Origin of the sequence: Microbacterium sp. NPDC089696 (assembly GCF_044749125.1) — a bacterium.
In the GTDB taxonomy this organism is placed as follows: domain Bacteria; phylum Actinomycetota; class Actinomycetes; order Actinomycetales; family Microbacteriaceae; genus Microbacterium.
Genome location: NZ_JBIVHF010000002.1, coordinates 481,069 through 505,925, shown reverse-complemented (window position 1 = coordinate 505,925; position 24,857 = coordinate 481,069). Strand labels below are relative to the sequence as shown.

The 24,857-nt window shown below is 70.6% G+C and carries 27 protein-coding genes; 18 read left to right on the top strand and 9 right to left on the bottom strand.

Annotation, left to right across the window (positions count from 1 at the left end; translation table 11 throughout):
• Positions 1-10 precede the first annotated feature (10 nt).
• The 5 genes from ACIPY8_RS12780 (at position 11) to ACIPY8_RS12760 (ending at position 3,293) form a co-directional block, all read left to right on the top strand.
• Positions 11-808, top strand: coding sequence for a sulfite exporter TauE/SafE family protein (locus ACIPY8_RS12780; RefSeq protein WP_400818725.1), 798 nt, complete (start codon positions 11-13; stop codon positions 806-808).
• A gap of 61 nt (positions 809-869) precedes the next feature.
• A complete protein-coding gene (locus ACIPY8_RS12775; protein WP_400818722.1) occupies positions 870-1,325 on the top strand; it encodes a MaoC family dehydratase N-terminal domain-containing protein in 456 nt (151 codons plus the stop codon).
• A complete protein-coding gene (locus ACIPY8_RS12770; protein WP_400818720.1) occupies positions 1,325-1,723 on the top strand; it encodes a MaoC/PaaZ C-terminal domain-containing protein in 399 nt (132 codons plus the stop codon). Before ACIPY8_RS12775 ends, ACIPY8_RS12770 begins: the two co-directional genes overlap by 1 nt.
• A gap of 8 nt (positions 1,724-1,731) precedes the next feature.
• A complete protein-coding gene (locus tag ACIPY8_RS12765) occupies positions 1,732-2,862 on the top strand; it encodes a UDP-N-acetylmuramate dehydrogenase (RefSeq protein WP_400818718.1) in 1,131 nt (376 codons plus the stop codon).
• Between the two features lie 32 nt (positions 2,863-2,894).
• Positions 2,895-3,293, top strand: a complete 399-nt coding sequence (locus ACIPY8_RS12760) for a VOC family protein (RefSeq protein WP_400818716.1) — start codon at positions 2,895-2,897, stop codon at positions 3,291-3,293.
• 133 nt (positions 3,294-3,426) lie between these two features.
• On the opposite strand, the gene ACIPY8_RS12755 is transcribed toward ACIPY8_RS12760, so the two are convergent.
• On the bottom strand, positions 3,427-4,629 hold the full coding sequence (locus ACIPY8_RS12755) for a pyridoxal phosphate-dependent aminotransferase (RefSeq protein WP_400818714.1): 1,203 nt from the start codon (positions 4,627-4,629) through the stop codon (positions 3,427-3,429).
• Positions 4,630-4,710: 81 nt separating this feature from the next.
• A complete protein-coding gene (ald, locus tag ACIPY8_RS12750; RefSeq protein WP_400818711.1) occupies positions 4,711-5,805 on the bottom strand; it encodes an alanine dehydrogenase in 1,095 nt (364 codons plus the stop codon).
• A gap of 109 nt (positions 5,806-5,914) precedes the next feature.
• On the opposite strand from ald, the gene ACIPY8_RS12745 reads away from it, so the two are divergent.
• A complete protein-coding gene (locus ACIPY8_RS12745) occupies positions 5,915-6,424 on the top strand; it encodes an Lrp/AsnC family transcriptional regulator (RefSeq protein ID WP_400818709.1) in 510 nt (169 codons plus the stop codon).
• Between the two features lie 30 nt (positions 6,425-6,454).
• Here the strand turns inward: ACIPY8_RS12745 and ACIPY8_RS12740 are convergent, their stop codons facing one another.
• From ACIPY8_RS12740 to ACIPY8_RS12730, 3 genes are read right to left on the bottom strand one after another with little or no spacing between them, the layout of a single operon-like run.
• Positions 6,455-6,859, bottom strand: a complete 405-nt coding sequence (locus tag ACIPY8_RS12740; protein WP_400818707.1) for a PIN domain-containing protein — start codon at positions 6,857-6,859, stop codon at positions 6,455-6,457.
• On the bottom strand, positions 6,856-7,113 hold the full coding sequence (locus tag ACIPY8_RS12735; RefSeq protein ID WP_400818706.1) for a type II toxin-antitoxin system Phd/YefM family antitoxin: 258 nt from the start codon (positions 7,111-7,113) through the stop codon (positions 6,856-6,858). The genes ACIPY8_RS12740 and ACIPY8_RS12735 overlap by 4 nt, the downstream gene beginning before the upstream one ends.
• Positions 7,114-7,166: 53 nt before the next feature.
• Positions 7,167-7,601, bottom strand: a complete 435-nt coding sequence (locus tag ACIPY8_RS12730; protein WP_400818704.1) for a hypothetical protein — start codon at positions 7,599-7,601, stop codon at positions 7,167-7,169.
• Positions 7,602-7,659: 58 nt separating this feature from the next.
• On the opposite strand from ACIPY8_RS12730, the gene ACIPY8_RS12725 reads away from it, so the two are divergent.
• Both ACIPY8_RS12725 and ACIPY8_RS12720 read left to right on the top strand, forming a co-directional pair.
• A complete protein-coding gene (locus tag ACIPY8_RS12725) occupies positions 7,660-8,766 on the top strand; it encodes a hypothetical protein (protein ID WP_400818701.1) in 1,107 nt (368 codons plus the stop codon).
• Positions 8,767-8,903: 137 nt separating this feature from the next.
• Entirely contained in the window at positions 8,904-9,059 is a 156-nt protein-coding gene (locus ACIPY8_RS12720) for a hypothetical protein (protein ID WP_400818699.1), read from the top strand.
• Positions 9,060-9,170: 111 nt separating this feature from the next.
• Here the strand turns inward: ACIPY8_RS12720 and aceB are convergent, their stop codons facing one another.
• Positions 9,171-10,814, bottom strand: coding sequence for a malate synthase A (gene aceB, locus ACIPY8_RS12715; protein WP_400818697.1), 1,644 nt, complete (start codon positions 10,812-10,814; stop codon positions 9,171-9,173).
• A 35-nt stretch (positions 10,815-10,849) separates the two neighbouring features.
• A complete protein-coding gene (aceA, locus tag ACIPY8_RS12710) occupies positions 10,850-12,175 on the bottom strand; it encodes an isocitrate lyase (protein ID WP_400818694.1) in 1,326 nt (441 codons plus the stop codon).
• A 134-nt stretch (positions 12,176-12,309) separates the two neighbouring features.
• Between aceA and ACIPY8_RS12705 the strand changes: the two genes are divergently transcribed.
• From ACIPY8_RS12705 to ACIPY8_RS12670, 8 genes are all read left to right on the top strand, one after another.
• Positions 12,310-13,761 carry a helix-turn-helix domain-containing protein gene (locus tag ACIPY8_RS12705; protein WP_400818692.1) on the top strand — a complete coding sequence of 484 codons (1,452 nt, stop codon included), beginning with the start codon at positions 12,310-12,312 and terminating at the stop codon, positions 13,759-13,761.
• A gap of 232 nt (positions 13,762-13,993) precedes the next feature.
• A complete protein-coding gene (locus ACIPY8_RS12700; RefSeq protein ID WP_400818690.1) occupies positions 13,994-15,568 on the top strand; it encodes a glucoamylase family protein in 1,575 nt (524 codons plus the stop codon).
• A gap of 37 nt (positions 15,569-15,605) precedes the next feature.
• The gene (locus tag ACIPY8_RS12695; RefSeq protein WP_400818688.1) at positions 15,606-16,232 is read left to right on the top strand and encodes a TetR/AcrR family transcriptional regulator; all 627 of its coding nucleotides are present in this window, start codon (positions 15,606-15,608) and stop codon (positions 16,230-16,232) included.
• 138 nt (positions 16,233-16,370) lie between these two features.
• On the top strand, positions 16,371-17,474 hold the full coding sequence (locus tag ACIPY8_RS12690; RefSeq protein WP_400818686.1) for an ABC transporter substrate-binding protein: 1,104 nt from the start codon (positions 16,371-16,373) through the stop codon (positions 17,472-17,474).
• A complete protein-coding gene (locus tag ACIPY8_RS12685; protein WP_400818684.1) occupies positions 17,471-18,271 on the top strand; it encodes an ABC transporter ATP-binding protein in 801 nt (266 codons plus the stop codon). Before ACIPY8_RS12690 ends, ACIPY8_RS12685 begins: the two co-directional genes overlap by 4 nt.
• Positions 18,264-19,112, top strand: a complete 849-nt coding sequence (locus ACIPY8_RS12680; RefSeq protein ID WP_400818682.1) for an ABC transporter permease — start codon at positions 18,264-18,266, stop codon at positions 19,110-19,112. Before ACIPY8_RS12685 ends, ACIPY8_RS12680 begins: the two co-directional genes overlap by 8 nt.
• A gap of 142 nt (positions 19,113-19,254) precedes the next feature.
• On the top strand, positions 19,255-20,631 hold the full coding sequence (locus ACIPY8_RS12675) for an NtaA/DmoA family FMN-dependent monooxygenase (protein WP_400818680.1): 1,377 nt from the start codon (positions 19,255-19,257) through the stop codon (positions 20,629-20,631).
• Complete coding sequence (locus ACIPY8_RS12670; RefSeq protein ID WP_400818678.1) at positions 20,624-21,508, top strand: PfkB family carbohydrate kinase; 885 nt, start codon at positions 20,624-20,626, stop codon at positions 21,506-21,508. The genes ACIPY8_RS12675 and ACIPY8_RS12670 overlap by 8 nt, the downstream gene beginning before the upstream one ends.
• Before the next feature lie 25 nt (positions 21,509-21,533).
• Here ACIPY8_RS12670 and ACIPY8_RS12665 read toward each other — a convergent pair whose 3' ends face one another.
• Positions 21,534-22,130: a PadR family transcriptional regulator gene (locus ACIPY8_RS12665; protein ID WP_400818675.1), complete on the bottom strand. Its 597-nt coding sequence runs from the start codon at positions 22,128-22,130 to the stop codon at positions 21,534-21,536.
• 102 nt (positions 22,131-22,232) lie between these two features.
• On the opposite strand from ACIPY8_RS12665, the gene ACIPY8_RS12660 reads away from it, so the two are divergent.
• Entirely contained in the window at positions 22,233-22,742 is a 510-nt protein-coding gene (locus ACIPY8_RS12660; protein ID WP_400818673.1) for a flavin reductase family protein, read from the top strand.
• The gene (locus ACIPY8_RS12655; RefSeq protein WP_400818670.1) at positions 22,739-23,134 is read left to right on the top strand and encodes a riboflavin kinase; all 396 of its coding nucleotides are present in this window, start codon (positions 22,739-22,741) and stop codon (positions 23,132-23,134) included. Before ACIPY8_RS12660 ends, ACIPY8_RS12655 begins: the two co-directional genes overlap by 4 nt.
• Positions 23,135-23,277: 143 nt before the next feature.
• Here the strand turns inward: ACIPY8_RS12655 and ACIPY8_RS12650 are convergent, their stop codons facing one another.
• On the bottom strand, positions 23,278-24,786 hold the full coding sequence (locus ACIPY8_RS12650) for a PucR family transcriptional regulator (RefSeq protein ID WP_400818668.1): 1,509 nt from the start codon (positions 24,784-24,786) through the stop codon (positions 23,278-23,280).
• Positions 24,787-24,857 lie beyond the last annotated feature (71 nt).

Here is a 24,857-nt window from a genome sequence, read left to right as displayed (position 1 = left end):
GGCTGATCCGGTGAGCGACGCCGAGACCCTGACCCGAGGGCCTCGTGCCTACGCATCCTTCATCGTGATCGGCCTGGTCGCGGGCCTCCTCTCCGGCCTGTTCGGCGTCGGCGGCGGCACCGTGATCGTCCCGCTGCTCGTGCTGTTCCTGCACTTCAACCAGCGCCTCGGCGCGGGCACCTCGCTCGCCGCGATCGTCCCGACCGCGACCGTGGGCGTCATCTCCTACGCGATCCACGGCTCGGTGGCGTGGATCCCCGCGCTCATCCTCGCCGCGGGCTCCGTGGTCGGCGCGCAGATCGGCACCCGGCTCCTGCCGAGGATCTCGCAGACCGTGCTGCGGTGGTTCTTCGTCGGGTTCCTCCTGGTCGTGATCGTGAGCCTGTTCCTCGTCATCCCCTCGCGCGACGCCGTGTTCGAGCTGACCCTGCTGAGCGGCATCGCCCTCGTCGCGGTCGGCATCGGCACCGGCATCCTCGCCGGCCTGATCGGCGTCGGCGGCGGGATCGTCGTCGTCCCCGTGCTCATGCTCGCCTTCGGCACGAGCGACCTCGTCGCCAAGGGCACCTCGATGCTCATGATGATCCCGACCGCGATCTCGGGGACCATCGGAAACCTCCGCAACCGCAACGTCGACCTCGTCGCCGCGGCGTTCGTGGGCGTCTCGGCGTGCACGACCACGGCCCTCGGCGCCTGGCTCGCGACGATCATCGATCCGGCCCTCGCGAACATGCTGTTCGCGGCATACCTCGTCGTCATCGCGGTGCAGATGGCGCTGAAGGCGATCCGCGGTCGCAAGAAGCCCTGACCCGGGCTTTCGTCCGGTCGGCCGCACCCGAGCCGTACGCGCGAGAACGTAGGATCGAGGGGTGGCAGTGAACCAAGATCTCGTCGGCCGGGAGTTCCCGCCGACCACCCCGTACCTCGTCGGACGCGAGAAGGTGCGCGAGTTCGCGCGAGCCGTGTTCGCCGACGCCCCGCAGCACACCGACGTCGAGGCCGCACGCGCCGCAGGCTTCGCCGATGTCGTGGCGCCGCCCACGTTCGCGATGGTCATCCAGGACCTCACCCTGCAGCAGCTCCTCGGCGAGCCGGACTCGGGCATCGTGCTCGCCCGGACGATCCACGCCGAGCAGCGCTTCGCCTACAGCCGTCCGATCGTCGCGGGCGACGAGCTCGTCGGGCAGCTCCGCGTCACCGGCATCCGCATGATGGGCGGCAACGCCATGATCACGAGTGAGGCCGAGATCACGGATGCCGAGGGCGCGCACGTCGTGACCGCCACCAGCGTGCTGCTGGTCGGCGCGGAAGAGGGAGCACAGTGATGCCGTACGCCGTCGGAGACGTGGTCGCCGAGCGCACCGTCCACCTGACCCGGGAGTCGCTCGTGCGCTACGCCGGCGCGTCGGGCGACTTCAACCCGATCCACTACCGCGACGACGTCGCCGCGGCCGTCGGCCTCCCGGGCGTGCTCGCGCACGGGATGCTGACGATGGGCATCGCCTCCTCGGTCGTCGTCGCGGCCATCGACCCGGCCGCACGAGTGCTCGACTACGGCGTGCGGTTCACGAAGCCCGTCGTCGTCGACCCCGACAACGGCGCCGACCTGCACGTGCTCGCCACGGTCGGGGCGGTCGACGAGACCGCGACGCGCATCGACCTCAAGGTCACGTTCGGCGAGACGACCGTGCTCGTCAAGGCGCAGCTGCGCATCGCCGCGTGATGGGGTCGGTGAACGAGGTGCAGCCGCTGCGGCTGTCGACGCTCACGACGCTGCGCACCGGCGGGGCTCCCGAGCGCATGATCGAGGCCCGGACCCGCGAGGAGCTCGTCGACGCGCTCGCCGAGGTGTGGTCGCGCGGAGACGAGTGGCTGGCCCTGGGCGGCGGGTCGAACCTGTTCGTCGGCGACGAGAGCTTCGAGGGGACGGTCGTCCGCATCCTCACGCGCGGCATCCAGGAGCTCCCCTCCCCGCACTCCGGCCGCATCCGCCTGCGCGTCGAGGCCGGACACGGCTGGGACGAGCTCGTCGCCCACGCGGTCGAGCACGGATACGCGGGTCTCGAGGCCATGAGCGGCATCCCGGGTACGGTCGGCGCGGCTCCCGTGCAGAACATCGGCGCCTACGGTCAGGAGATCCAGGAGACCCTGGTCGAGGTCGAGCTGATCGACGAGTCGACCGGCGAGGTCTCGACGGTCCCCGCCGCCGACCTGGGTCTCGGTTTCCGCACCTCGGTGCTCAAGCACCACTACGGACACGAGCCGCAGCGCCGAGCCGTCATCCTGTCGATCACCGTCGACCTGCTGGTCGCGGGCGAGCGGATCGTGCGCGGCGAGCAGCTGCGTCGTGCGCTGGGCCTCGACTCCGACGACCCCGTGCCCCTGGCCTGGGTGCGCGAGCGCATCCTCGCCACGCGGGCGTCGAAGGGGATGCTGCTCGACGAGGACGACCCCGACACGCACGGCGTGGGCTCGTTCTTCCAGAACGCGATCGTGACCGACGCCGTCGCCCGCACGCTGCCCCCCGAGTGCCCGCGGTGGCCCGTCGCCCCCGACCTCGACGCCGTCACCGTGATCCCGCTGTCGTCGTACGACGGTCTCGTGCCGGTCGCGAAGACGGAGGCGCCGGACGTCAAGGTCAGCGCGGCGTGGCTCATCGAGCAGGCGGGCATCCGCAAGGGCTTCAAACTTCCGCGGTCGCGGGCCTCGGTCTCGACCAAGCACGCTCTCGCGCTCACGAACCGCGGCGGCGCGACCGCGGCGGAGGTCTCTGAGCTCGCACGGTTCATCCAGAGCCGCGTGCACGCCGAGTTCGGACTCGTGCTGCAGCCCGAGCCCGTGCTGCTCGGCGTGGAGCTGTAGCCCGCGCCGGGGGTTCGCCGTACACTCGCGGGATGAGCGGACTGATCCCGTACCTGCTGTTCCCCGGTAACGCCGCGGAGGCCCTGGAGCTGTACCGGTCGGTGTTCGGCGGCGAACTGCACACCATGGACTACGCGCAGGCCGGCAGGCATGACGGCCCGCGAGACGCGATCGCGCACGGGCAGCTCATCGGACCGGTCGCGATCGCGGCAGCGGATGCGGGTGCCGATGACGACGCGGTGCAGATGAGCGGGATGTTCCTGTCGCTCCTCGGCGCCGCCGACGCCACGACCCTCACGAGCTGGTTCGACCAGCTGTCGGCGGGCGGTCGTGTGATCGACGCGCTGCAGAAGCGCCCGTGGGGCGACTACGACGGCACGCTCGTCGACCGTTACGGCATCCGCTGGCTGATCGGCTTCCAGGGGGAGTAGCGCGCACGGCGTGGCGCGAGGATCGCCGACGCCCCACCTGCGCGACGACGCCCCACCTGCGCGACGCCTGCACGGTGGGGTGCGGGCGGTCAGGTGGGGCGTCGGCGACTGTGCGGCGAGATCGGCAGAGGCCTCAGGAGGCGAACAGGCGCTGCAGGCGCTGCACGCCCGCGAGCAGCTGGTCGTCGCCGAGCGCGTACGACATGCGGATGTAGCCCGAGGGGCCGAAGGCCTCGCCGGGGACCACGGCGACCTCGGCCTGCTCGAGGATGAGGTCGGCGAGCTCGAGCGACGTCGTCGGCGTCACGCCGCCCCAGGTGCGGCCGAGGAGGCCCTGCACGTCGGGGTAGACGTAGAACGCGCCGAGCGGGTTCGGCACGACGAGGCCGTCGATCTTCGAGAGCTCCGACACGATCAGGCGACGGCGGCGGTCGAACGCCTCGCGCATCTGCTCGGCCTCGGTCTGCGGGCCGTTGAGGGCGGCGATCGCGGCCTTCTGCGCCACGTTGTTCACGTTGCTCGACAGATGCGACTGCAGGTTGCCGGCGATCTTGATGGCGTCGGACGGGCCCACCATCCAGCCCACGCGCCAGCCCGTCATGGCGTAGGTCTTCGCGACGCCGTTCACGAGGATGGTCTGGCCGGCGACCTCGGGCACGGCGGCGACGATCGACGTCGCGGTCGCGCCCTCGTACGTGAGGTTCTGGTAGATCTCGTCGGAGATGACCCAGATCCCGTGCTCGAGCGCCCACTCGCCGATGGCCTTCGTCTCCTCGGCGGTGTACACGGAGCCGGTGGGGTTCGACGGCGAGACGAACACGAGCACGGTGGTGCGCTCGGTGCGCGCGGCCTCCAGCTGCTCGACCGTGACCTTGTAGTCCTGGTCGGCGCCGGCGAAGACCTCGACCGGGGTGCCGTCGGCGAGGCGGATCGCCTCGGGGTACGTCGTCCAGTACGGCGCCGGCAGCAGCACCTCGTCGCCCGGGTTCACCACGGCCTGGAAGGCCTGGTACACCGACTGCTTGCCGCCGTTCGTCACGATGACCTGCGAAGGGGAGACCTCGAGACCCGAGTCGCGGAGGGTCTTCGCGGCGACGGCCTCGCGCAGCGCGGGGAGGCCGGCGGCCGGGGTGTAGCGGTAGCTCGCCGGGTCGGCCAGTGCCTCGGCCGCCGCGTCCACGATGAACTGCGGCGTCGAGAAGTCCGGCTCGCCCGCGGCGTAGGAGATGACGTCCTTGCCTTCGGCCTTGAGAGCCTTGGCCTTGGCGTCGACCTTCAGGGTCGCGGACTCGGCGATGGCGGAGAGTTTGCGGGAGAGGGGAGCGCGTTCGGTCACGATTACGAGCGTACTCGGGAAGCCCTGCGCCGTGCCGGGTGAGTCATCATCAAGAATCGCCGTTCTTTCGCTGGCGAAGCGTCAGGCGGTCGCGAGGCCGTGCGCGCGGGCGACGGCATCCAGCGTGATGCGTCCGCCCTGCACGTTCAGGCCCTTCGCGAGTGCGGGGTCGTCCAGCGCCGCGCGCTCCCAGCCCTTGCCGGCGATCGCCGACACGTACGGGAGCGTGGCGTTCGTGAGCGAGCGCGTCGCGGTCTCGGGCACGGCACCGGGCATGTTCGCGACGCAGTAGTAGATCGAGTCGTGCACCGCGAACGTGGGGTCGTCGTGCGTCGTGGGACGCGAGCCCTCGAAGCATCCGCCCTGATCGATCGCGATGTCGACCAGCACGGAGCCCGGCTTCATCGCGGCGACCATCTCGTCGGTCACGAGCTTGGGGGCCGCGGCTCCGGGGATCAGCACCGACCCGATCACGAGATCGGCGGTCGTGAGCGCCTCGGCGATGTCGTAGCGGCTGGAGGCCCGGGTCTCGAGGGCGCCGCCGTAGCGGTGCTCCAGTTCGCGCAGACGCGGCAGCGCGATGTCGATCACGGTCACCTGCGAGCCGAGGCCGAGGGCGTTCGCGGCCGCGTGCTCACCGGCGACACCGCCGCCGATCACGACGGTCCGGGCGCGGGGCGCGCCGGCGATGCCTCCCATGAGCACGCCGCGTCCGCCGGCCGAGCGCATCAGGGAGTACGACCCCATCGTGACGGACAGGCGCCCGGCGATCTCGCTCATCGGGATGAGGAGGGGGAGGCTGCGGTCGGGCAACTGCACGGTCTCATACGCCACCGCGGTCGTGCCGGCGTCGACGAGGGCGGTGGTGAGCGCGCGGTCGGCGGCGAGGTGCAGGTAGGTGAACAGCGTGAGGTCGGGGCGCAGGAAGCCGTACTCCTGCGAGATCGGCTCCTTGACTTTGATGAGCAGCTCGGCCTCGCCCCAGGTCTCCTCGGCCGTCGCGACGATCTCGGCGCCCGCGGCGCGGTAGGCGTCGTCCGAGATGCCCGAGCCGACTCCGGCTCCCGACTGGACGAGGACGCGATGGCCCTCGTGCACCAGCCGGTCGGCTCCGGCGGGGGTGAGCGCCGTGCGGTTCTCGTTGTTCTTGACCTCGGTGGGCACGCCGATCTTCATCGATCCTCCTGGTGTCGCTGCGTGCGTACAGAATCGCAGAAACATCGCCGAAGCGACAGAATCACTGAAGAAGCTTCGCCGCATGGTGTGAACCTGCATAATCGTTCGTATGGAGACGTCATCGGAGGCCCCCGAACCGCAGAGTCTTCGGGCGCCGGCGCTCGACCGCGTCGACGCGCACATCGTGCAGCTGCTCAGCGCCGACGGACGCATGACCAACGCGGAGCTCGCCGGGCACCTGGGTGTCGCCGCGTCGACCGCGCACGCGCGCCTGCGGGCGCTCGTCGACCGCGGGGTGATCACCGGCTTCCACGCGAGCGTCGACGAGCGGATGCTGGGCGCCGGCCTGCAGGCCGTGATCGGCGTCACACTGCGACCCAGCGGTCGGCGCGAGAGCATCGTGGAGTTCGCCGACCGCGTGCGCGTGCTGCCGCAGGTCATCCAGGTGTTCTTCCTCGGCGGTGACGACGACTTCCTGCTGCACATCGCCGTCGCGGACTCCTCCGAGATGCGGGAGTTCGTGCTCGAGCACCTGTCGGCCCAGGCGAGCGTCGCCTCGACCCGCACGAGCATCGTGTTCGACTACCACCGCAACTCGGTCGCGGCCTCGTTCCGCTGAGGCTCGCGCTCGTCGGGGAGCTGACGTCCGTCAGGCGCGGATCACCGAGACCAGATCCGTGAGACCTCGGAAGGCATCGCTGTCGCGCGATACGAGTGTGAACCCGTGCGCGAGCGCTGTCGCGGCGAGCATCCGGTCGAATGTGTGCGGTCGCGTCGGCAACTGTTGAGCGCTCAGGTGGGCGAGTACTCGGTCGTAGGCGTCGGCGCAGTCATCATCGAACGGGATGCCATCGCCGAAGGCGGCACGCAGCGCGGCTAGTCGCGTCGACCGCTGCTTGAAGATCTGGATGTCCTGTGTCGTGTGCAGGCCCTTGGCGAGCTCAGCCCAGGTGAGGGAACTCACGCGCAGGTCGTCGAATGCCTCGAGATCGGCGGCTGACTCGCCGGGGGAGTCGGAAGCGATGAGGATGTTCGTATCGAGGAGCGCGATCATCCTTCCCACGCGTTCCGGTCGCCATCGAGGTCGGAGCGCTCGATCATCATCTCCTGCACCCACGCGGCGTCCACGGGCGTTCCCGCGAGTACGCGGCGTAGATCGGCGGCGGTCGTCGCGCGGCGCGTTCGTGGCGGGACGAGTTGCGCGATCTCCCGACGGTGTCGCGTCACGGAGTACGTCTCACCGTGCGCCACCGCGTCGAGCGCGGCAGTCGGATTCTGACGCAGATCGCCGACGGAGATGGATTTCATGCGCAGAGTGTAGCAGATCTAGATATTTATCTAGATTTTCACGTGCGCTGTCATCAGGCGCCGAAGGCGGCGGGGAGGGCGCAGTAGTCGGCGAAGCGACGGGTCGGATGCTCCGGGTCGGTGACGTCGACCAGTGCCGAGGCGACCGAGTGGGGCTGCTCGTCGCCGGCGAGCTGCCACAGCGTGAAGTTCCACAGGCCGCGCGTGTCCTCGGACAGCAACGACGCGGGGCCGGAGACGACGAGCACGGTGCCGTCCGGCCCGTCGGCGCGGAACGGGGCGACCACCTCGGCACGCAGCGCGGAGTCGTCGCCGTCGGCGGTGTGCGCGCGCTCGGTGGGATGCCCCGCAGCGACCAGCGCGGCGGCGAGGTCGTCGGCCGCACGGCGCGAGCGCTCGGCATCCGCTCCCGCGACAGCGAGCAGGCGCTTCCCGCGCGGGTACAGGTGCAGGAACTCCGCAGCGATCCCGGTCCAGGTGTCCGTCATGGATTCAGGCTACGCCCGCAGCGGAGGTACGGGATCCGGTCTCGCTAGGCTGACCGCTGTGACCAGCGTCCCGCCCCTCCGCGACGTCCTGCGGCAGCCCGATCTCCCCCTGCATGGGACGGCGCTGATGCCCGACGCGTTCGTGCCTTTCCACGACGGCGGCGTGGCCGGGTGGCACGTCGACTCGCGACTCCGCGAGGGGCGCGCCGTCCGCGTCCGGATCTGGAGCGCCGAGTCGGACGGCGGCGGCCGGCCGTCGGTCGACGAGATGCGCTGCGAGGTGCTCGACCGCGCCGGCTCCGGCGCACCGGAGCCGCTCCTCGATCCCTTCCGGCGAACGCTCGGGCGGACTGCTCCGATCCAGGACTGGTACGACGCCGTCCGCATGCAGGATGCGGCGTGCTCCGCCGTCCTGCGCGATCGTCGCCGCTGGGGAGGCGAAGACCTCGAGCACATGATCGAGCGCAGCGAGCAGGGCGTGTCGGAATTCCGGATGGAGGAGCTCGCGGTCGACACGTTCCGCTCCCTCAGCGAACTGCAGGCGTGGATCGACCGGGTCCTGGCAGGTACGCAGGTGCGGGCGGAGGCGTTCGCCGTTCGCGACTTCCCGCTCGTCGACGAGCCGCGTGTCGGGCAGCATCTTCTGGGGATCGAAGACGACGAGGTGCTGGGCTGGCTCCCCTTCGCGGCGAGCACCGACCAGGACTCCGGCGATCTCTTCGCACAGCTCGCCCCGTACGGTGGGCTCATGCCCCAGGTGACGCTGCGGATGTCGGGCACGTCGATGATCGGGTTCCACGCCGATGTCGCTCAGAGCAGTGAGGGTCTGCAGACCGCGGGCGCACTCCGTACGGACGATGGACGGTGGCCCGAGCGCGGTGAATGGCTCGCGCTGAGCATCGTCGGGACGGCGTTCGCTCTGCCGATCCCGGCGCGGGTGTCGAACATCAACATCGGGGTCGGCGACGACGGGGCCACCGTGATGATCGGCATCCTGCCGTCCGTCGACCGGGAGCGGCACTACCGCCGACGGTGCGAGTTCGACCGCTGCTGGGGACGCTGGCTGGACGACGATGAGGCGATCTCCGAGCGGGAACTCGACGAGGGGGTCGCCACCGTGGAGCGAACGCTCTCCGCAGCACTGGAGACAGGAGCGCCGAGGTGAGGGCTCGGGCGCGCACAGGTGACGAGATCTCGCATCTCGTCGAGGACGGTGGCGGCGATCGCCCCCACGGATGCGAGTGGTACGAGAGCGCCTGCACACGGACGCCGACGCATCGCGTGGTGCACGGAGACCACGGGATGTCCGGGGGAGACGTCGATCCTGCGCCCTCCGAGACGATGGTGTTCTGCGTGCGGCACTACGTGCTGCATCTCGCCCTTCTGCTCGAGACGCATCTGCCCGACTGCCCTATCCCCGTCCGAGACCATGTGCTCGCGTACGGCTCCGGCGCCTGACGGCGTCGCGGCGGACGTCGAGCAGGCCCCGCCCCGCGCAACGGAGGGTACGGGTCGCGCAGGACGACGGGGCCGGGTGCGATCGGCATCCGGCCCCGTCGTGGCCTGCGCTCAGGCCTCGTCGACCAGGAACCGCGAGTACGCCCCGACCGTGAGGAACGCCGGGAACTCGGGCTGCAGAGCCACCTCGCGGAACACCTCGGCGGCGTCGTCGAAGCGGTCGCCGGCGGAGCGCGTCGCGCGGGCGAGGACGTCGACGATCAGCCCCTCGACGTACTCCGCAGTGATCGGCGTGCCGTCTTCGGTGGTGCGGTCCTGGTGGATCCACTGCCACACCTGCGAGCGGCTGATCTCGGCGGTCGCGGCGTCCTCCATGAGGTTGTCGATCGCCACGGCGCCCAGCCCCCGCAGCCACGCCTCGAGGTAGCGGATCGCCACCGAGACGTTGTCTCGCACGCCCTGCGCCGTGATCGGACGGCCGATGTGCAGGTCGAGGAGAGCCTCCGGTGAGACCGACACCTCCGGGCGCTGCCGGTCGACCTGGCTCGGTCGGTCGCCGAGCACCGCGTCGAACTCGGCTTGCGCGGTCGGGATCAGGTCGGGATGCGCGACCCAGGTGCCGTCGAAGCCGTCGCCGGCCTCGCGCTTCTTGTCGGCCGAGACCTTCTCGATCGCCCGTGCGGTGACCTCCGGGTTGCGGCGGTTGGGGATGAAGGCGCTCATGCCGCCGATGGCATACGCCCCGCGCTTGTGGCACGTCTGCACGAGCAGTTCGGTGTACGCCCGCATGAACGGCACCGTCATGGTGACCTCGCTGCGGTCGGGGAGCACGAAGCGGGCGCCGCGGCCGCGGTAGTTCTTGATGATCGAGAAGATGTAGTCCCAGCGCCCGGCGTTGAGGCCGGCGCAGTGATCGCGCAGCTCGTAGAGGATCTCGTCCATCTCGAACGCCGCGGGCAGCGTCTCGATCAGCACGGTCGCGCGGATCGTGCCGTGCGGGATGCCGATGTACTCCTCGCTGAACGAGAACACGTCGTCCCACAGCTTCGCCTCCTCGCTCGATTCGAGCTTCGCGAGGTAGAAGTACGGTCCGCGGCCGTTCGCGATCAACTCCTGCGCGTTGTGCAGGAAGTACAGCCCGAAGTCGACGAGCGAACCGGATGCCGCGGTGCGACGTCCGGCGCGGTCGACGAACTCCAGGTGCTTCTCGGGCAGGTGCCACCCGCGTGGCCGCATCACGATCGTGGGCGTGCGCTCGGCGGTGACGCGGTACTCCTTGCCCGGACCGTCGGCCGTGGCCGGACCCGTGAACGAGAGCTCGCCGCGGATCGCATCGCGGAGCGACAGCTGCCCCTCGATCACGTTCTTCCAGGTGGGGCTCGTGGCGTCCTCCTGGTCGGCGAGCCAGACCCGCGCGCCGGAGTTCAGCGCGTTGATCGTCATCTTCGGATCGGTGGGGCCGGTGATCTCGACGCGACGGTCCTCCAGACCGGGACCGGCGCCGGCGACCCGCCACGACGCATCCTCGCGGATGTGCCGGGTGTCGTCGCGGAAGCGCGGGTCGTGGCCGTTGCCGATCTCGAAGCGGCGGCGCATCCGGTCGGCGAGGCGGTCGTGACGGCGCGACGCGAAACGGTGGTGCAGCTCGGTGAGGAACGCGAGCGCCTCGGGGGTGAGGATCTCGGCGTAGCGCTCGCGGAGGGGGCCGGTCACGGTGATCGACGGGCCCTGCTGGGTGATGGTGGGAGTGCTCATGATCTGCGTCCTTCACGTACGAGGCGAAACGGGGGTCAGTGGAACTGCGCGGTCTCGGTGGAGCCGGCGAGGGCGAGCGTGACGCTGTCGGGGTTGAGCGCCGTCGAGATGACGTCGAAGTAGCCGGTGCCCGCCTCGCGCTGGTGCTTGGTGGCGGTGTAGCCGTCGGCTTCGGCGGCGAACTCGGCCTCCTGCAGTTCGACGTAGGCGCTCATGGCGCGCTCGGCGTAACCGCGGGCGAGGTCGAACATGGAGTGGTTCAGGGCGTGGAACCCGGCCAGGGTGATGAACTGGAACCGGTAGCCGAGCTCGGCCAGCTCCTGCTGGAACGTCGCGATCTCGGCATCCGAGAGGTGGCGCTTCCAGTTGAAGCTCGGCGAGCAGTTGTACGCGAGCATCTTGCCGGGGAACTCGGCGTGGATCGCCGCCGCGAACTCCCGAGCGAGCTCGATGTCGGGCTCGCCGGTCTCGACCCACAGCAGATCGGCGTAGGGGGCGAAGGCGAGGCCCCGGCTGATGACCGACTCGATGCCGGGGCGGATGCGGTAGAAACCCTCGGGCGTGCGCTCCCCGGTCGTGAACTCCTGGTCGCGCTCGTCGACGTCGCTCGTGAGGAGGTCGGCGGCGAGAGCATCCGTCCGGGCGATGATGACGGTCGGCACACCGGCGACGTCGGCCGCGAGGCGCGCGGCGTTGAGGGTGCGGATGTGCTGCTGCGTCGGCACGAGGACCTTGCCGCCCAGGTGCCCGCACTTCTTCTCGCTGGCGAGCTGGTCCTCCCAGTGGATCGCGGCGGCGCCCGCCTGGATGAGGGACTGCGCGAGCTCGTAGGCGTTGAGCGGACCGCCGAACCCGGCCTCGGCGTCCGCGACGATCGGTGCGAGCCAGTCCTGGGTGATGTTCCCCTCGGCGTGCTCGAGCTGGTCCTGGCGGAGCAGCGCGTTGTTGATGCGCCGCACGACCGCGGGCACCGAGTTCGCCGGGTAGAGCGACTGGTCGGGGTAGGTCTGTCCGGCGAGGTTGCCGTCGGCCGCGACCTGCCAGCCCGAGAGGTAGATGGCCCGGAGTCCGGCGCGCACCTGCTGCACGGCCTGACCTCCGGTGTAGGCACCGAGCGCCCGGACGTAGTCCTCGGTGTGCAGCAGGTTCCAGAGGTTCTCGGCGCCGCGGTGGGCGAGCGTGGAGTCCTCGCGGACGGAGCCGCGGATGCGGATGACGTCATCGGCCGTGTAGGTGCGCTCGACGCCGTCCCACCGCGGGTCGGTGTCCCAGATCTCCTGCAGCTCGGCGGCCGTCTGGATCTGGTCGCCCGCGCGGAGCCCGGCGGGGCGGGGGGTGCGGTTCTCGGCGGTGTTCGACATGGTGTCTCCTTCATCGGATGCCGGCGGCGATGCCGGGTGGCGTGTACCCACCATCCGTGAAGTTCGGCGACTCGAAGGAGCATTCGTCGTGTGAAGATCGACGGAAATTCTGTTTCTGTGACAGAATCGCCGCCATGGACGCCTCCACCGGTGCAGAAGAGACCGACGCCCTCACGATCGGGCGGCGTATCCGTCAGCTCCGCACGGCTCGGGGGATGACGCTCGACGACCTCGCCGCGGCGGTCGATCGCGCCCCCAGCCAGCTGTCGATGATCGAGACCGGCAAGCGCGAGCCCAAGCTCACACAGCTGCAGGCGATCGCGCGTGCGCTCGGCGTGACGCTCGACGCCCTGCTCGAGGGCGAGCCGCTCGACGAGCGGAGTGCGATCGAGATCGCCCTCGAACGTGCGATGAAGGGCCAGACGTTCCAGGCGCTGGGGATCGAGCCGTTCCGAATCGCCAAGAGCGTGCCGACCGACGCACTCAAGGCGCTGCTCGCCCTGCACGGCGAGATCGATCGGCTCCGCGACGAGCGCGCGGCCACACCGGAGGAGGCGCGACGCGCCAACGTCGAACTGCGGCACCTGATGCGGCGGCAGGACAACCACTTCGCCGAGCTCGAGGCCCAGGCATCCGACATCCTCGCCGCGGTCCGGCATCCCGGCGGCCCGCTCACGCAGCGCACGGCGTCGGAGGTCGCGGCGTACCTGGGGTTCACGCTCCACTACGCGCCCGACCTGCCGCAGACCACGAGGAGCGTCGCGGATCTCGCGAACGGGCGGCTGTACCTGTCGAGCACGGTGCCGGCGAAGGGGGACGCCCGCACGGCGGTGCTGCAGGCGCTGTCGAGCCGCATCCTCGGTCACTCCGAGCCGCGCAGCTACGCCGAGTTCCTGCGTCAGCGCGTCGAGACGAACTACCTCACGGGCGCCCTGCTCATGCCCGAGGCGCACGTGGTGCCCGCGCTGCAGGAGGCCAAGGCGCGCCGGTCGATCTCGATCGAGGACCTCCGCGACGCGTACTCGGTGTCGTACGAGACCGCCGCGCACCGCTTCACGAACCTCGCGACCCGGCATCTCGGCATCCCTGTCCACTTCCTCAAGGTGCACGAGTCCGGCACGATCACGAAGGCGTACGAGAACGACGACGTGAACTTCCCGACGGATCGTCTCGGCGCGATCGAGGGGCAGATGTGCTGTCGCCGATGGACGAGTCGCGTCGTGTTCGAGGAGGACGACCGCTTCAATCCGTACTACCAGTACACCGATACGGGCAACGGCACGTACTGGTGCACCGCACGCGTGGAGGCGTCGAGCGAGGGGCTGCACTCCGTGAGCGTCGGCGTGCGCTTCGACGACACGAAATGGTTCGTCGGGCGGGACACCCCGCATCGCGGAGTCTCGCGGCACTCGATCGAGGTGTGCTGCCGTCGGGCGCCCGCCGAGCTGGAGGAGCGCTGGCGCGAGCAGTCCTGGCCCAACGTGAAGACGCCGCGCACGCTGCTCGCGACCCTGCCCACCGGGGCGTTCCCCGGAGTGGACTCCACCGACGTCTACGAGTTCCTCGAGGCGCACGCCCCTCGGTGATCGGCCGACCCCGGCCTCCGCACCCCTCGCGCCACCCGTCCGTCGAGACCCACCGTTCCCGCCGACGCCCACCGCCGCCGACGTGCCGCGCGGTGGGTCTCGGCGGGCGCGGTGGGTCTCGCCGGGAGGACCTGGTCGCGGGAGGGTCTTGATCGAACACCGAACAGGTGTTAGGTTTTCGCGAGTCGGAGCGTTGCGATCGGCGGCGCCGTTCTCGATGAGGAGAGACGCGATGAAGCGATGGATGAGCGTGGTGGCGACGGCCGGACTGGTCGTCTCAGGACTGGCACTCGCCGGACCGGCTGCAGCCGGAGGCAACGCCGGTGGTCACGGCGGCGGCAAGCCCGGGACCGAGGAGCTGAACCGCTGGGCGGTCGACACCTGGGCCTCCCTCGACGCGATGACGGATGAGGCGACGGGGCTGCCGTCGGACAACGTGACGGGCGATCTCCAGACGCCGGGCGCCTACACCTCGCCCACGAACATCGGCGGCTACCTGTGGTCGACGGTCACCGCGCGTGACCTCGGCATCATCGGCGAGGACGAGGCGCGGGACCGCATGGCCACGACGCTGGACACACTCGCCGGACTCGAGCGCAACGACGCGAGCGGGATGTACTACAACTGGTACTCGCCCACGACGGGGGAGAAGCTCACGACCTGGCCGGATTCGGGCGATCCCGTGTACCCGTTCCTCAGCACGGTCGACAACGGTTGGCTCGCGGCGTCCCTGCGCATCGTCCGCGAGGCGGAGCCCGCGCTGGCGCAGCAGGCCGATGCCCTCTACGACTCCATGGACTTCGGGGCGTTCTTCGACCCGGCCGGCGCCGCGGGTCTGCCCGCCGGCACGAACCGCGGCGGCTTCTGGGACGCGGCGCCGCCGGACTGCAGCGTCGAGGCTCCGATGTACAACGGCTCGGGCGAGACCGCGTACTACACGTGCCACCACTACGACACGACCGTGAGCGAGAGCCGCATCGCGACCTACCTCGGCATCGCGAACGGGCAGATCCCCGCGACCGCCCTGTACGGCACGCATCGCACCATGCCCCCGGGGTGCGACTGGGCGTGGCAGGAGCAGCTCCCGCAAGGCGAGTACCGCACCTACGACGGCGTCGAGGTCTGGGAGGGCACGTACCAGTACGACGGCATGTCGTTCGTGCCCAGTTGGGGCGGCAGCATGTTCGAGTCGCTCATGCCCGACCTGCTCGTGCCCGAGGCGAAGTGGGGACCGAAGTCGTGGAAGACCAACCACGCGGTCACCGTCGCGGTGCAGAAGGCGCACGGACTCGACGAGGCCGGCTACGGGTACTGGGGCTTCTCGCCCGCCAGCAACCCGTTCGGCGGCTACGCCGAGTACGGGGTCGACATCGCCGGGATGCGGTCGGACGGCTACACCTCGGATGCCGAGCAGACCGACGTCGACGTCGACCGCCCCGGGTGCTCCACCGGCACGAACCCCGCACCGGCGTTCGGCGACGGCGTGGTGACGCCGCACGCGGCGTTCCTCGCCCTGCCCTACGATCGCGAGGGCGCGCTCAGCAACCTCGAGGGCATCGAGCAGGACCTCGGCGCCTACGGTCCCGGCGGCTTCTACGACGCGGTCGCGGTGCACAGCGGCACGATCGCCGAGCGCTACCTGTCGCTCGACCAGTCGATGATCATGGCGGCAATCGGCAACGAGCTCACGAAAGATACACTCAAGGACTACTTCGTGGACCGCGAGATGGAGCAGACGCTGCGGCCCGCGATGAAGCAGCAGGTATTCGGCTCGTCGTGGGGAGCGGGACACGGCCACGGCGGCTGACGCCCGGTCGGCCCGCGACGGAGGACAGGAGCGGGCCATGGATGCGGACGAGCAGCCGGTCGCGGGGCGTGGACGCCGCGGACCCTACGCGGCGGGACAGGCGCGGCGTCAGGCGATCGTCGACGAGGCGCTCGCGGTGTTCTCCCGCACGGGGTTCCGCGGTGGATCCCTGCGGGAGATCGCGAAGCGCGTCGGCGTGACGCCGGCCGGTCTGCTGCATCATTTCGCCGACAAGGAGGAGCTCTTCGCGGAGGTGCTCCATCAGCGCGACGCGAAGGTCCGTGCGGCGGCGGGGGACCCGGCGGAGCACGCGCTGCTCGAGCAGGCGACGCGCGTCGTGGCGCACAACCAGACGTCGCGAGGGCTCACCTCGCTGTACGCGATCGTGTCGGCCGAGGCGACCGATCCCGAGCATCCCTCGCACGCCGACTTCGCCGCCCGCTACCGGGACCGCGCGTCCGAGGCCGAGGACATCCTCCGCCGGGGACAGGTCGCCGGCGAGGTGCGCAGCGACATCGACCCCGCGCACGCCGCACGGTTGATCAGCGCGGTCATGGACGGCATCCAGCTCCAGTGGCTCCTGGATGATTCCGTCGACATGGTCGAGCTCTTCCAGGAGTTCGTGAGCCACTACCTCCTCCCGCCCGCGGCGCCGCGAGACTGAGCGCCCCTCGGCCGACTCTCGCGTGCTCCGCCGCGAGAGTCGTCGTCGACCCGTTGGTTAGTTTGTTCTTGCTTAGTCAATCTTGACTATGTTACTTTCAACGAGCCATCAACGACGAACGGCCGAGAAGGGACCCTCATGGCTACTTCCCCCGCGGAGACCCGATTCCGCATCACTGCCACCCTGACGTGCGTTCTCGCCGCCACGCTGACGCTCGGAGCCTGTTCCGCGCAGACGCCGGGCGGCGACACCGCCACGAACGACGCAGGCAGCAGCGACGCCTGCCAGCGCAACAAGGACGCCGGCACCATCACCTACATCTCCGGCTACGGCTACTCGGCCAGCGCCGGGCAGATCGACGTGTTCCTCGCGCAGGAGCTCGGCTACTTCGACGACCTGTGCCTCGACGTCGAGATCAACGCCTCCGGCGCGAACGGCCAGCAGCTCGTCGCCTCCGGGCAGGCGCAGTTCACGGCCCTCGGCTCGGCGTCCGACGTCATGCTCGCCGCGGCGAACAGCAAGAACCTCACCGCCGTCGCGACCTACGGCACCACCCCGCCGTTCTCCATCTTCGGCAACGAGAAGCTCGACAGCCTGAAGGACCTCGAGGGCGGATCGCTCGGCTACTTCATCAACCTCACGCCGATCGCCTCGGCCATGCTCGACGAGGCCGACGTGGACGTCTCGAAGGTCGAGATGGTGAAGATGACCAACTACGACCCCACCGTCGTCGTGCGCGACCAGGTCGACGCGATCGTCGGCTACGCCTCCAACCAGCCGCAGACCCTCAAGGCCCAGGACCTCCCGTTCAGCGAGTTCCTTCCCGATGACCTCGGGGTCGAGGGCACCTACAACGTCATGGAGGTCAACTCGCGGTTCCTCTCCGAGCACCGTGAGGTCGCCGCCGACTTCATGCGCGCGACGCTCAAGGCTCTGCAGTTCTGCCTCGACGAGTCCGAGGAGTGCATCGACATGCTCGCGACCCTCGCCGAGGACAACGGCCAGGGCGCGGCGTTCCCGCGGGACCAGCTCGCCCGCACGTGGGAGGTCGAGTCCGCGTGGGTCCGCGACAGCGCCGGCGGCAAGCCGGGCGTGCAGACCGAGGCCATGTGGGAGCCCGAGTACGACATCGTGAAGGAGTACGGCGGCGTCAAGGAGCTGCCGGCCATCGCCGACATGATGGACCCCGATCTCGTCGCCGACCTGTACGACGGCGACGCGCTCGTCTGGACCGCGAAGTGACCGCCGCCGCGAACGGCGCCGGCGTCGAGGTCCGGGGCGTCTCCAAGTCCTTCGGCGTCGACGGTGCGAGCGTCACGGTGCTCGACGACGTGAGCCTCACGATCGGGATGGGCGAGTTCGTCTCCGTGATCGGCCCGAGCGGGTGCGGCAAGTCGACACTCCTCAAGGTCGTCGCCGGGCTCCTCGACGCCGACTCCGGCACCGTGACCATCGACGGGGAGAGCGTCACCGCGGCCTCGCGCGACAAGAAGATCGGCCTCGTGCCGCAGTCGCCCGCTCTGCTGCCGTGGAAGACGGTGCGCGAGAACGTCGAGCTCCCCGTGCGGATCAACCGCGGCGCGAACGGCGACCGCGCGCTGCGCGACCCCGCCGAGCTGCTGTCGACGTTCGGCCTCGGCCACGCCCTGACGAAGTACCCCGGGCAGCTCTCGGGCGGGATGCAGCAGCGCGCGGCCATCGCGCGGGCGTTCGTGTTCGACCCCGCGATCATGCTCATGGATGAGCCGTTCTCGGCTCTCGACGAGATGAACCGCGACCTGCAGAGGATCGCGCTGCTGGAGTTCTGGCAGTCGAACCGCAAGGCCGTGATGTTCGTGACGCACTCGGTGCCGGAGGCGATCATGCTCTCCGACCGCATCGTCGTGATGGCGGCGCACCCCGGTCGCATCGCGCAGGTGATCGACGTGAACCTCCCGCGGCCGCGCACCGAGGAGGCGTACGCCACGGACGAGTTCCGCGAACTGGAAGCAGTCGTACGCGGTGCGCTGCGCGCGCAGACGGAGAAGGCCCATGTCTAAGATGACCATCCGCGACACCACCGCGACCCTCGCGACCGCCCGCCTGGCGCGGCGCCGACGCGGCGGCATCCCGCCCTGGCTGCGCTGGGGCTCCTGGCTCCCCACGCTGATCATGTTCGTGATCGCCGCGACCCTGTGGCAGGTCGTCGCCTGGACGAACCCGTACGTGCTCCCCACGCTCGAGACGATCGGCGCGAGCCTCGTCGACGACGCGGGCATGTACTGGTCGAACTTCCTCGTGACGCTGCTCGAGGTCGTGGTCGGCGCGTCCGCCGGCATGCTCGCGGGCTTCGCGCTCGCCGTCATCATGGCGCAGTTCCAGATCATCGAGCGGGCCGTGATGCCGCTCGTGATCATCGTCATGGTGACGCCGATCGTCGCGATCGCGCCGGCCCTCGTCGTGGCGTTCGGCTTCGGCATGGTCCCGAAGTTCATCGTCACGGGTCTCGTGGTGTTCTTCCCGATGCTGGTGAACTCCCTCGCCGGACTCCGCGACGTCGACCAGCGCGCGCTCGACGTGTTCAAGACTCTGCACGCCTCGCGGTGGGAGATCTTCCGCGAGCTGCGCTTCCCCGGGAGCATGCCCTACGTGTTCGCCGGGCTCCGGATCGCGCTGCCCCTCGCCGTGGTCGGCGCCGCGGTCGCCGAGTTCGTCGCCGCCGGACAGCAGGCGGGCCTCGGCTCGCTCGTGACGACCTCGGCCGCCCAGGCCAACCTCCCCGTGACCTGGGCGAGCATCACCCTGCTCTGCCTGCTCGGGGTCCTGCTGATCGTGCTCCTCGCGGTCGTGCGCAAGCGCGTCCTGTGGTGGAGCGACGGCGAGGTCACCGCGAAGGGCTGATCGCACGGAACCGGTCCCGGGAGACGCCCCCGCTCCCGGGTACCTCCGGCGTGCCCGAACGCCCCGACGACGAGAACGACGACGAGAACGACGACGAGAACCATCGGCTCCGCGCGAGCCGCCCAGAAGGAAGGCAACGACAATGACCGACCACCCCGTGAAGCCCCTGCGCCTCGGACTCTTCGAGAACGCGCAGGCCAACGACTCCGGCACCGCCACGTGGCGCCACGCCGACAACGGCCGCTTCCTGTTCGATCGTCTCGACTACTGGCGCGACACCGCCCGGATGGTCGAGGACGCCGGCTTCGACTTCCTGTTCCTCGCCGACGCGTGGGGCTGGGCGGACGTGGCGGGTGAGCGCCCGGACATCTGCTCGGTCGAAGGACTCGACCTGCCGCGCCTCGACCCCGCGATCATCCTCGCCGCGCTCATCCCCGAGACCACGCGCCTCGGGCTCGTCGCCACCGGGTCCACGCTGCTCGAGCCGCCGTACTCGTTCGCGCGGCGGATGGCGACGCTCGACATCCTCTCCGGCGGCCGGATCGGCTGGAACGTCGTGACGACCGGCACCGCCGACACCGCCGTGCAGGGCTTCGGTGTGCCGATGGTCGGGCACGACGAGCGCTACCTCATGGCCGACGACTTCATGCAGGTCGTCTACAAGCTGTGGGAGCAGGCCTGGGAGGAGGGAGCGCTCGAGCGCGACAAGTCCGGACGCTTCGCCGACCCGGCCAAGGTGCACCGCATCGCGCATGACGGCCCGTACTTCCGCTCGCACGGCTACGGCAACACGTCGCGCTCGCCGCAGGGCACTCCGGTGCTGTTCCAGGCGGGAGCGTCGCCCGCGGGGCGCGAGTTCGGAGGCAGGCACGGCGAGGCGATCTTCGTCGGCAGCGGCTCGGTCGAGCAGCTGCGCGGGCACTCCACCGCGATCCGCGAGGAGGCCGTGAAGAACGGCCGCGCGGCGGACGAGGTCAAGATCATGTCGGCCTTCGCCGCGGTCGTGGGCAGCACCGAGGAGGAGGCTCGCCGCAAGTACGCCGAGGTCGCGGATGCGCAGAACCCCGACGTCACCGTCGCGTCCTACGCGTGGTTCACGGGGCTGGACCTCTCGGCCTACGCGCCGAGCACGCCGATGTCGGAGCTGAGCACGGAGCTCTCGCAGACCCAGGTCGCGCGCTTCGCCGACAAGACGGTGGGCGACGTGCTGGGAGACTGGCACGCGCACGGCGTCGGCGCCCGCCCCATCGTGGGCACTCCGGAGCACGTCGCGGATCGGATGATCGAGCTCGCCGACGGCGCCGACCTCGACGGCTTCCTCTTCGCTCCCGTCATCCCGCCAGCGTCGACCGTCGACTTCATCGAGCACGTGCTGCCGATCCTCACGGAGCGCGGCGCGATCGTCGAGCCGTCCGCCGAGCCGCAGACCCTGCGCGAGCGCCTGATCGGCACGCCGACTCCGGCGCTCGCCGACTCGCACACCGGGGCGCAGTATCGCCGGACGATGTCGCGTGTCTGACACCCTCTCGGGCGTCGCGGTGGTGGGGAGCGCGAACCTCGACCTCGTGGTCGAGGTCGCGCGCCCTCCCCGCGTCGGGGAGACCCTGCTCGGACGCTCGGGCGGGAGATTCGCCGGCGGCAAGGGGCTCAACCAGGCGGTGGCGTCGGCGCGGGCCGGAGCAGCCACCCGGTTCTGCGCCGCCGTGGGTCGTGACGAGGCCGCGGACCTGCTGCGCGTCGCGTTGCACGATGCCGGAGTGGAGGCGCACCTGCGGGTCGCGGCGGGCGTCCCCACGGGAGTGGCCCACGTGCTCGCGTTGGACGACGGCGACAACAGCATCGTCGTGGCCGCCGGGGCGAACGCCGAGCTCGCACCCGACGACGCCGTGAGCGGGGTCTCCGGTGCCGCCGTGGTCCTCGCCCAGCTGGAGGTGCCGCTCGACACGGTCGCCGCCGCCCTGCGCGCGGCTCGGGCGCAGGGGGCCCTCGCGCTGCTGAACGCCGCGCCCGCGGATGCCGTCGCGCTCGAACTGCTCGGCGACGTCGACGTCCTGATCGTGAACGAGACCGAGTGCGAGACGCTGGGCGGAGTGGAGCGTCTGCTCGCGGCCGGTGCCTCCGCCGTGGTGCGCACTCTCGGCGGCGACGGCGTCGAGCTGCATCGTCGTGCCGTTCCCGTCGTGCACGTGCCCGCGTTCCGGATCGACCCGGTCGACACCACCGGCGCGGGGGACGCGTTCTGCGGGGCGCTGGCCGCGGCGCTCGCCGCGGGGGAGGAGCCGGTCGCCGCGCTTCTGACCGCGAGCGCCGCCGGGGCCATCACCGCCTCGTATCGCGGTGCGAACACCGCCGAGCTGTCGCCGGCCGCGATCGCCGATCTGGTCGCCGCCCGCTGAACGACGCGGCAGGCGGCCCTCGGGATCAGCTCCGGGCGGTGTCGTCGTCGTCGGCGACGGCCTCGCCTGCGAACGCGTACTCTCCGGCGCGCAGGCGCTCGAGAAGGTCGAGGAGCCACTGCTTCTCGGCCAGGAGCCGGGCGGTGGACAGGTCGAAGATCTCGCGGACGTACTTGGGTGTCGTCTCGGAGCGCAGGGTGTCCTGCACGTCGAAGCCGTTCTGCGTGATGATCGCATCGCTCTTGATGAGTCGGTGCTCGAGGCCGGCGATGACCTCTTGCCGGCTGAGCACGAACATGAACGACGCCACGGTCATGACGGCCTGCGTGTCGAAGGCCGCGACGTTCCAGAGGTTCTCGCGGAGCATCCGCTGCAGCTCGACCTCGCCCGACGGGGTGATGCGGTACGTGGTGCGGGCAGGACGCTTGCCCTCGGCCTCGGTGCCGCTCTCGGCGATGTAGCCGTCGACCTCCAGGGCGCGCAGGGCGTTGTAGATCGAGCCGGGCTGGATGTGCGCCCACTCGTCGACGTGCCAGGTCATGAGCTCGCGGCGGAGGAAGTACCCGTGAACGGGCTGGAACTGCTTCACGGCGCCGAGGACGACGAGGCGGGTTGTCGACATGTGGTTCATGCTAATCGGTCGGACGTCAGAAACCTGTTGTTTGAGTGATCAACTTTGACTACTATGAAGTTAGTCAAAGTTGACTAACGAAAGGACTCCGCCATGACCGATGTCGCGACCGAGCCGCTCCCGCGGGACCTCGCCCTCCGACGTGCGTTCTCCGTGTACCCGACCGGCGTCGTCGCTCTCGCCGCGCATGTCGGCGACCGGGCGGTGGGCATGGCCGTCAACTCCTTCACCTCGATCTCGCTCGAGCCGGCCCTCGTGGCGATCAGCGCCGCGCGCACCTCCAAGACCTGGCCTGTGCTCCGCGCGGTCCCCGAGCTCGGGATGAGCGTGCTCGCCGCCCATCACGAGCCCCTCAGCCGCTCCCTCTCGGCGCGCGAGGGCGACCGCTTCGGCGGTCACGGCTGGCGGCGCACCCCGGGCGGCGCCGTGCTGATCGACGACGCCGCGCTCTGGCTGACCTGCCGCCTGCACGGCACGTTCGACGGCGGCGACCACGAGATCGCCCTCTACGAGATCGTCGACGTCACGCTCTTCGACGATGTCGAGCCCCTCGTCTTCCACCAGAGCACGTACCGGGCGATCTCGCCCGCGGGCGGCGCGTGACGGTCGCGCCCCGGACGCTGGCGGGGCTCGTGGTGCCCGGCGACGGCCGCGGGCGCGTGCTCGGTTTCCCCACGGCGAACCTCGCGATCGACGGCGGCGACCTGCCCGCCGACGGGATCTACGCCGCCTGGGCGCGGATCGACGACGACCTCCGCGTCTGGGAGGCGAGCGTCAGCGTCGGGGCGAATCCCACGTTCGACGGCGAGCGGGAGCGCCGCCTCGAGGTGCACCTGCACGACGTGACGCTCGACCTCTACGGGCGGCGGCTGGCCGTGACTCTCGTCTCGCGGGTGCGGCCGACCGTGCGGTTCCCGGATGCGGCGGCGCTGGTCGCGCAGACCGCGGAGGATGTCGCCCGGTGCCGAGCGCTGCTCGCGCGCGCTGACCCGTGACCGCCCGGTCGCACTCTGTGCCGCTCGGTGGGATCCGGCAGCTGCTCCGGTCGCATTTCGTGCCGCTTCGAGCGCGATCGGGCGGCGCGAAGTGCGACCCGAGCGGGAGGTGGGCGCAGCGCCGAAGTGGCGAGCGAGCCGGGTCAGTCGCGGGCGGTCTGCAGCAGCGCCCAGAGCTCGGCCCGAGCTGGGAACGTCGACAGGTCGGCGCCGAGCAGCGTTCCGGCCTGCGCGATGCGCGTGCGCAGCGTGTGACGATGGATCCCCAGCGCGGACGCCGCCGCCTCGGCCTTCGCGTCGTGTTCGAGCCACACCCGCACGGTCGCCTCGAGGTCGTTGCCCGAGCGGGCGTCGCTCTCCCGGAGCGGCGCGAGACGGGTGTCCGCGAGCAGGCGGGCCTCGTCGGTCGCGAGGGCGCCGAGGATGCTCGTGCCCACCGCATCCGCATAGCGGAAGACCCCGGCGTCCGGTTGCTGCCGCAGCGCCGTCACGGCCTGCGCGTGCGCGCGGGAGAACGCGTCGTACGGCTCGGGACCCGATGCGCCCATGCGGATGCCGAAGCGCGCGGCCGCGTCGTCGAGCAGGGCCTCGTCGCCGGCCGGCACGCACAGCGTCACGCCGTCGTCGGACTCCGCGAGGAAGGAGGCGACGCCGTCCTCGGCTCGACGTCGTTCCCACCAGTCGATCAGCGGGCCGGCCGGGGCGTCGGCCGCGACCGCCACGACGACGGGAGCGGGAGGGAGGGCGCCCAGCACGCGGCGTGCGAGTCCCGGATCGTCGTCCTGCAGCGAGGAGAGCAGCTGCGAGTGCAGGCGTCGTCGGCTGCGGGAGAGCTGCTCGCTCTGCTCGAGCGCGAGGCCCGCCATCGCGATGACGGAGGTCACGACGGTGCGCGCCTCGGCGTCGAGCCCGTCGACCGCGAGCGCGATGACCCCGCGCAGGCGCCCGCCACGGCCGACCGTGAACAGCATGAACGTCTGCCCGTCGATCGTGAGGGACTGGCCGGCCTCGAGCCCGCGGGTGAGGACCTCGGCGACGTGCGCCGCGAGCTCAGCCTGGCGGTGGGCGGCGAGATCGGCGCGCGGATGCGACACCTGCAGGGCTCCCGCCGCGTCGTACATCCCGGCCCAGGCGCCCAGCCGGCGCCCGAGCTCGGCCAGGGTGGCATCGAGGCCGCGCGGGCGGAGGGCGGCGAGGGCGAGGGCGCGCTGGGTGTCGAGCGCCCAGGATCGTCGGGAGTACGCCTGCGCGGCGATCGCCTCGGAGTGCGCGCGCGCCACGGCGATGAACGGCGTGCGGTAGGGCACCTCGAACAACGGCATACCGCGCAGTGCGCACGCGGCGATCAGCTCCTCCGGGATGCCGGAGCGGTGCACCTCCGTGCCGAAGCCCAGGCCCTGCACGCCGCGGTCGGAGAGACGCCCGACATACACGTCGATGCCGGTCTCGGCATCGAACTGCGAGCCGGTCGTGAGCAGCACGAGGTCTTCGGCGAGGAACGGCGTCGGGTCGGCGAGGTCGGAGCCGTGCACCCATCGCAGGGGGCGGTCGAGAGCGCCGTCGGGGAGATCTGCTTCGGCGGACACGAGGCGGAGTCCGAGGTCGCGCCGCCGGAACAGGGCGCGCAGCGTCGGCTGATCGATGACCTCCATCCGATTCTCCCGTCTGTACGAAGTGGCGAAAAGACTCTCCAGATTGTACAGTCCGGTGAATGCAGGCGTCA

Excerpts from the sequence above, each read along its gene's own strand:
- ACIPY8_RS12770 (WP_400818720.1), top strand. The coding sequence starts at position 1,325 with ATGCCGTACGCCGTCGGAGACGTGGTCGCCGAGCGCACCGTCCACCTG.
- ACIPY8_RS12760 (WP_400818716.1), top strand. The coding sequence starts at position 2,895 with ATGAGCGGACTGATCCCGTACCTGCTGTTCCCCGGTAACGCCGCGGAG.
- ald (WP_400818711.1), bottom strand. The coding sequence starts at position 5,805 with ATGAAGATCGGCGTGCCCACCGAGGTCAAGAACAACGAGAACCGCACG.
- ACIPY8_RS12745 (WP_400818709.1), top strand. The coding sequence starts at position 5,915 with ATGGAGACGTCATCGGAGGCCCCCGAACCGCAGAGTCTTCGGGCGCCG.
- ACIPY8_RS12740 (WP_400818707.1), bottom strand. The coding sequence starts at position 6,859 with ATGATCGCGCTCCTCGATACGAACATCCTCATCGCTTCCGACTCCCCC.
- ACIPY8_RS12735 (WP_400818706.1), bottom strand. The coding sequence starts at position 7,113 with ATGAAATCCATCTCCGTCGGCGATCTGCGTCAGAATCCGACTGCCGCG.
- ACIPY8_RS12730 (WP_400818704.1), bottom strand. The coding sequence starts at position 7,601 with ATGACGGACACCTGGACCGGGATCGCTGCGGAGTTCCTGCACCTGTAC.
- ACIPY8_RS12720 (WP_400818699.1), top strand. The coding sequence starts at position 8,904 with ATGTCCGGGGGAGACGTCGATCCTGCGCCCTCCGAGACGATGGTGTTC.
- aceB (WP_400818697.1), bottom strand. The coding sequence starts at position 10,814 with ATGAGCACTCCCACCATCACCCAGCAGGGCCCGTCGATCACCGTGACC.
- aceA (WP_400818694.1), bottom strand. The coding sequence starts at position 12,175 with ATGTCGAACACCGCCGAGAACCGCACCCCCCGCCCCGCCGGGCTCCGC.
- ACIPY8_RS12705 (WP_400818692.1), top strand. The coding sequence starts at position 12,310 with ATGGACGCCTCCACCGGTGCAGAAGAGACCGACGCCCTCACGATCGGG.
- ACIPY8_RS12700 (WP_400818690.1), top strand. The coding sequence starts at position 13,994 with ATGAAGCGATGGATGAGCGTGGTGGCGACGGCCGGACTGGTCGTCTCA.
- ACIPY8_RS12695 (WP_400818688.1), top strand. The coding sequence starts at position 15,606 with ATGGATGCGGACGAGCAGCCGGTCGCGGGGCGTGGACGCCGCGGACCC.
- ACIPY8_RS12690 (WP_400818686.1), top strand. The coding sequence starts at position 16,371 with ATGGCTACTTCCCCCGCGGAGACCCGATTCCGCATCACTGCCACCCTG.
- ACIPY8_RS12680 (WP_400818682.1), top strand. The coding sequence starts at position 18,264 with ATGTCTAAGATGACCATCCGCGACACCACCGCGACCCTCGCGACCGCC.
- ACIPY8_RS12675 (WP_400818680.1), top strand. The coding sequence starts at position 19,255 with ATGACCGACCACCCCGTGAAGCCCCTGCGCCTCGGACTCTTCGAGAAC.
- ACIPY8_RS12665 (WP_400818675.1), bottom strand. The coding sequence starts at position 22,130 with ATGTCGACAACCCGCCTCGTCGTCCTCGGCGCCGTGAAGCAGTTCCAG.
- ACIPY8_RS12660 (WP_400818673.1), top strand. The coding sequence starts at position 22,233 with ATGACCGATGTCGCGACCGAGCCGCTCCCGCGGGACCTCGCCCTCCGA.
- ACIPY8_RS12650 (WP_400818668.1), bottom strand. The coding sequence starts at position 24,786 with ATGGAGGTCATCGATCAGCCGACGCTGCGCGCCCTGTTCCGGCGGCGC.